This is a genomic window from Nocardioides sp. NPDC023903, assembly GCF_040639295.1.
GTDB lineage: Bacteria > Actinomycetota > Actinomycetes > Propionibacteriales > Nocardioidaceae > Nocardioides.
The window spans coordinates 1-5,649 of the sequence record NZ_JBEZZS010000069.1; the positions used below are offsets into that span (position 1 = coordinate 1).

General features: G+C 69.9%; 6 protein-coding genes. 4 read left to right on the forward strand and 2 right to left on the reverse strand.

What is annotated here, in order from left to right; genetic code table 11:
• The 3 genes from AB0F44_RS29905 to AB0F44_RS29915 all read left to right on the forward strand — a co-directional run.
• Nucleotides 1–156 (forward strand): carboxyl transferase domain-containing protein (locus AB0F44_RS29905; RefSeq protein ID WP_357360982.1); only part of this gene is annotated, 156 nt, incomplete at its 5' end.
• Nucleotides 153–392: an acyl-CoA carboxylase epsilon subunit gene (locus AB0F44_RS29910; RefSeq protein WP_357360973.1), complete on the forward strand. Its 240-nt coding sequence runs from the start codon at nt 153–155 to the stop codon at nt 390–392. The genes AB0F44_RS29905 and AB0F44_RS29910, both read left to right, overlap by 4 nt.
• 27 nt (nt 393–419) lie before the next feature.
• Nucleotides 420–1,766, forward strand: coding sequence for a glycosyltransferase 87 family protein (locus tag AB0F44_RS29915; protein ID WP_357360974.1), 1,347 nt, complete (start codon nt 420–422; stop codon nt 1,764–1,766).
• Here AB0F44_RS29915 and AB0F44_RS29920 read toward each other — a convergent pair.
• Entirely contained in the window at nt 1,733–3,034 is a 1,302-nt protein-coding gene (locus AB0F44_RS29920; RefSeq protein ID WP_357360976.1) for a hypothetical protein, read from the reverse strand. The two genes, AB0F44_RS29915 and AB0F44_RS29920, sit on opposite strands and share 34 nt — an antisense overlap.
• Complete coding sequence (locus tag AB0F44_RS29925; RefSeq protein WP_357360978.1) at nt 3,027–3,566, reverse strand: SigE family RNA polymerase sigma factor; 540 nt, start codon at nt 3,564–3,566, stop codon at nt 3,027–3,029. Before AB0F44_RS29925 ends, AB0F44_RS29920 begins: the two co-directional genes overlap by 8 nt.
• Before the next feature lie 111 nt (nt 3,567–3,677).
• On the opposite strand from AB0F44_RS29925, the gene AB0F44_RS29930 reads away from it, so the two are divergent.
• On the forward strand, nt 3,678–5,357 hold the full coding sequence (locus AB0F44_RS29930) for a DUF885 domain-containing protein (RefSeq protein ID WP_357360980.1): 1,680 nt from the start codon (nt 3,678–3,680) through the stop codon (nt 5,355–5,357).
• Nucleotides 5,358–5,649 lie beyond the last annotated feature (292 nt).

Consider the following 5,649-nt stretch of genomic DNA (forward strand, 5'->3'; position numbering starts at 1 on the left):
ACCCTGGCCAACCCCTACATCGCCGCCGAACGCGGCTACATCGACGCCGTCATCCCACCCCACGAGACCCGCGCCGAAGTCACCCGCGCCCTGCGGCTGCTGCGCACCAAGCGCGAGACGCTCCCGGCGAAGAAGCACGGGAACATCCCGCTGTGACCGCGCCCGAGGAGCCGACGACCGAGCCGAAGGCCGACCAGAAGCCGCTGCTCAAGGTCATCGACCAGAACGCCACTCCCGAAGAGGTGGCCGCGATCGTGGCCGTCTTCGCGGCCCTCGGATCGGCGGGCGAGGCACCCAAGAAGAAGCAGCGCTCCCTGTGGAGCACCCCGCAGCTGCGTACCCCGATCCACCCCGGCCCCAACGCCTGGCGCGCAAGCGGCCTGCCTCGCTGACGAGGACCGCAATGTCATGATCGCTCCGTGATCACGTTCTCTCGGCGCTATCTCCTGGTCACCCTGGCTTGGCTGGTGACCCGGGGATGGGTGGTGATCCTCTACGGCTTCCCGGCCGCGGCGGAGGGCTCGTTCTCATGGTGGGGCGCCGAGTGGGGCGTGGTCGGCGATGTGAACTACTACCGCGACAGCCTCGACGCACTGGCCACAGACGGGGTCGCGGGGACGCTGGTCGAGTATCCGGTGCCGGCGCTGCTGCTGCTCTGGATCCCGTACGCCGCGATCGGCCTGCTCAACCTGGGCGGCGAGGCCTACATCATTGCCGTGCTGGCGATGGCGGCGCTGACCGACCTGCTCTTCATGGTGCTGCTCGTTCGCAACCGCCGCGGGACGCACCCGAGACTCGGGATCTCCGGCGCGGAGGCGATGTGGCTGGTCGCCGTCCCGGCGCTGGGGGCGACGGCGTACGCCCGCTTCGACCTCTTCCCCGGGATCATGGTCGGTCTGGCGGTGCTCTACGCGGTCAGGAGACCGAGGGTCGCCGCGGCGTTCGCGGCCTTCGCGACCGGCGCGAAGTACTGGCCGATCCTGGTCATCCCGGCTCTCGCCGCGAACCGCGCCACCCGCCGGGGCGTCATCCTGACCGTCGCCGGCACCGGCGTCGCGCTGGCCGGGCTGAGTCTTGTCCTCGGTGGTTGGGACCGCCTATGGACGCCGCTGAACTACCAGAGCGAGCGGGGCCTGCAGATCGAGTCGGTCTTCGCGACCCCGGCGATGTACGAGTGGGGCCACGGCGGCCCGGAGAGCGGCTACGCCATCGACTACACCGAGTGGAAGGCGTACGACATCAGCGGGCCGCTGGTCGAGCCGCTGCTCCTCGCCGCGACGGTCGCCTCCGTGGTCGCCGGGGCGCTCGTCATCGTCTGGTGGGTGCTCGCCTGGCGGCGCCTTCCCCGCGGCGAGAGGACCGAGGAGACGATCGTGTGGCTGGTGCTCGCGACGGTGGCCGCGTTCCTGGTGACCAACAAGGTGCTCAGCCCGCAGTACATGCTCTGGCTGCTCCCCGCCGCCTCCGCCGGGCTGGTCCTGCTCCGCGGCCGGGCGCGCCGTCAGCTCGGGATCTGGTCGATCGTGCTGGTCGTGGTGACCCTGCTGACCCACGAGATCTTCCCGCGGATGTACGGCTACATGCTCACCTTCAACGACATCGGCTCGCCGTGGATCACCGAGGTGCTGGCCTGGCGCAACGGCCTGCTGGTGCTTCTCTTCCTCTACGCCGCGTGGCGCGCTACTCGGTTGCTGGCCGCCCTCCCCGAGCGGGGGCGGCCAGCAACCGAAGGTCAGGAGAGGCAGACCTTGGCGACGTCGCCCTGAGCCGAGTAGATCGTGACCGGCTCCTCGGCGAACACCGGCCGGCAGGCCGCCGCGGTGAGCTCGTGCACGGTGATGCCGTCGTAGAACCCGTGGTCGTCGCAGTTCTCGTAGTTCACGTAGACCTCACCGGGCTCGCCTCCGCCGCGGACGATCCGCAGGATGACGTACGCCGTGACGGGCTGCCCCGCGGCACAGTTCTGCGGCGTGTTGGGACCGGAACGGGCTGGCGCGCTGCGGATCGCCTCCACGAGGCCGGCGGCCTCGGCGCCGGTGATCTCCCGCGAACCGGTCAGCGATGCCGAGGACGGCTCGTACTCGCAGATCGCGATCGAGTCCGGGTCGTCGCCCTCCAGGGGCGAGGTCGCCGGGTCGCTCTTCGGCCGCACCGGATCGCCCTCGGCCAGCGGCGAGGCGGTCTCGCAGCCGTGGGGATCCTTCGCCACGGTCTTCAGAGAACCCTTGATCTCCTGGTTGACCCGCTCGTCGCCGGGACCGGTGAGGATCGTGGCGTACGCGTCCTCGACCTGGACCCGGGTCAGCAGCCAGCCCTCGTGCTCCCAGGAGCCGGTCTGGAGGGTCGCGCCCTTGCCCGGCTTCTCGATCAGGACGTAGGGCTGCCACAGCGCGAACGGCACCTTGCCGAACTGCGGCGGGAAGTCACGGTCCTCGGTCTCGTTGCAGGCGATACTCGGCACCGGCTGGTTGGTGATGTTCGCGACGTACGGAGTCCGCGGCACGGTGTCCCACTGGTCGCCGGGCTTCGCGATGCACTCCGGCAGCGCCGGCGCCGTGGCGTCGGCCCACTCCTGAGGCACCTGGAAAGCGATGTCGTAGCGGACCGCCCAGCGGTTCCCGTCCGCGGGCGCGGGCAGATCGTCGCGGCCGCCGTTGTCGTAGGTGCCTTCGGGGGCCGCTGCATCCTGCTCGGAGAGCGCCTTGGGCGCACCATCGGCACGGTCCTCGGCGCCGGCAGAGTCGCTCGCGGCCGTACTCTCGTCGCCGCTCCCGGCGGTCGGCAGGTTCGCCACCACGCCACCCAGGCCGACGACGGCCAGCACCGCGGCGGCCGCGGCCAGGATCCAGGTGGTCCGTCGGCGTACGGGTGCCTTCTCCTCGGTCTGCTCGGTCTGGTCCGTCTCGTCGGACACGTCTGATGGTCCCGACGAGTCAGATGCCCCGGGGATCGCGAGCTCCCGCGGCTCGAAACCGTCGGCCGCACGGGCCAGGGCGGCCCGGAAGGCCCGCTCCTCGCGCTCGAAGTCACTCATTGTCAACCCCCTCGTTCCCTCTCCGATCAACAGAGCCTTGCTCGTCCAACCGCTGCCTCAGCTTGGCCAGCGCCCGGTGCACATGTGAGCGGGCGGTCGCCTCGGCGCAGTCGAGCACCGTCGCTATCTGCGCGAACGACAGGTCCTCGTAGAACCGGAGGACCACCGCCGCTCGCTGGTTGGACGGGAGCGTCTGCACCAGCTCCCACGCCTCGTCCGCGTCTCGCTCCTCGGGGCCGGGCTCATGGCTGGTCGCCATCGGCTCGACGTCCTCGACCAGCACCAGCCGGCGCCGCTTGCGCCAGCCGCTGATCGACCCGTTGACGATGCTCCTCTTCACGTACGCCTCCGCCGTCCCGGACGCCGCCAGCGACTCCCACCGCGGCAGCGCACGGGCTAGGGCATCCTGCACCAGGTCAGGAGCGTCGGAGTTGTTGCCGGTCACCAGATAGGCGAACCGCTGTAGCGCGGGCCCCCTCGAGGCCACCCAGGCCCCGAAGTCCGGATCCCTCTCCTGCTCTTCGGCATCCACGGACACCTCCTCTGGCACGTTCACACCCCTCCTACGCGAAGTCTGTCGTGTTCGTTGCGTGTAAAGCGGAATTGAGTTGCCCCAAGACGTCCCGGTCCTAAGGTTGGCCGGGTGACCCGTGAAGTAGACGCCCGCACCGACCGCTATGTCGAGGAGCTCTGCGCCCTCGACCCGCTGACCGCGACGTACGTCGGTGTCGCCGGCCACGACGCGGAGCTCCCCGACCTCTCCCCCGACGGGATGCAGGCGGTGGAGGAGCTCAACCGTGCGGCCTACGCCGACGTGGCCGCGATCAAGCCGGTCGACGAGCGTGAGCAGGTCGCCAAGGATGCGTTCCTGGAGCGGGTCGGGCTCGACATCGAGTTCGCCGAGGCGCAGCTGGACCGGAAGTTCGTCTCCGTCATCACCAGCGGCATCCACAACTTGCGCGAGGTCTTCGACCTGATGCCGACCGGCACCGAGGACGACTGGGCCGCGATCGGCGCCCGACTGGCCGGGATGCCGGACGCGGTCGCGGGCTACACCGCGACCCTCCGGGAGGAGGCCGCGGCCGGACGGGTCTCGGCGACGGCTCAGTACGAGAAGGTCGCCGACCAGATCCTGAGCTGGACCGGGCAGAAGGGCGCCGGTGACTTCTTCACCGGTCTGGTCTCACGTACCCCCGAGGCCGTTCCTGCCTCCCTGCGCGCCGAGCTCAAGGTCTCTGCCGCGAAGGCCAACGAGGCGTTCGTCGAGTTCGGGCGCTTCATGACCGCCGACCTGGTCCCCAACGGGCTGCCGAAGGAGGCCGTCGGGCGCGACCACTACCAGCTCTCCTCACGGCGCTACCTGGGCGCCGAGATCGACCTGGAGGAGACGTACGCCTGGGGTTGGGAGGAGCTCAAGCGACTCTCCGACGACATGGAGGCCACCGCCGACCGGATCCTGCCGGGATCGAGCGTCGTCGAGGCGGCCGCCCATCTCGACAAGGACCCCGCGCGGCAGCTGACCTCGACCGACGCGCTCAAGAAGTGGATGCAGACCACCGCCGACCGCGCCATCGCGGAGCTGGCCGACGTGCATTTCGACATTCCCGAGCCGGTCCGGCGGATCGAGTGCATGATCGCGCCGACCACCGACGGCGGGATCTACTACACCGGCCCCTCCGAGGACTTCTCCCGGCCTGGCCGGATGTGGTGGTCGGTGCCCGAGTCGGTCACCTCCTTCGGCACCTGGCGCGAGCTGACCACGGTCTACCACGAGGGCGTCCCGGGCCATCACCTTCAGGTCGCCCAGACCGCCTACCGCGCCGAGCTGCTCAACCGCTGGCAGCGGCTGATGTGCTGGGTCTCGGGCCACGGCGAGGGCTGGGCGCTCTACGCCGAGCGCCTCATGGACGATCTCGGCTATCTCGATGACCCCGGTGACCGTCTCGGCATGCTCGACGGCCAGTCCTTCCGGGCCGCGCGGGTGATCATCGACATCGGCATGCACCTGGAGCTCACGATCCCGGACGACAACCCGTTCGGCTTCCACCCAGGCGAGGTGTGGACGCCCGAGCTCGGCCGCGAGTTCATCGGGCAGCACTGTCTGATGGAGGACGCCTTCCTCGACTTCGAGGTCGCCCGCTACCTCGGCTGGCCGGGCCAGGCCCCGTCCTACAAGGTCGGGGAGCGGATCTGGCTCCAGGCCCGCGAGGACGCCCGGGCTCGTGCTGGCGCCGCGTTCGACATGAAGGCCTTCCACCGCGCCGCGCTCGACCTCGGGTCGCTCGGCCTCGATCCTCTTCGGGCTGCGCTCGGGCGCCTTTAGTTCTGCGGGGTTGGTCAAAAGATTTGGTCTTACACGGGGTGCTGCTTCGTCTGCGCTGCTGTTTCCGCGGGGTTGGGCTGGGCCGCCGACCCGTTCTTTGAGGGTCTTCTCGATCTGGACCGGCGTCAAGGACGCCCTTCGGGCGCCGGCTTCGCTGGCCGCCTCGCGGTCCTGGACTCCGGACCAGATCGAGAAAAGATTTGGCTGGCTATCGGGGCGGCGGCCCGGGTGTGGCCACGGATCACTCACCCACGGCAGGTGACCGCTCCACGCCTAGGCCAGACATGGGGTC

Coding starts and splice junctions, on each gene's coding strand:
- AB0F44_RS29920 (WP_357360976.1), bottom strand. CDS start 3,034: ATGAGTGACTTCGAGCGCGAGGAGCGGGCCTTCCGGGCCGCCCTGGCC.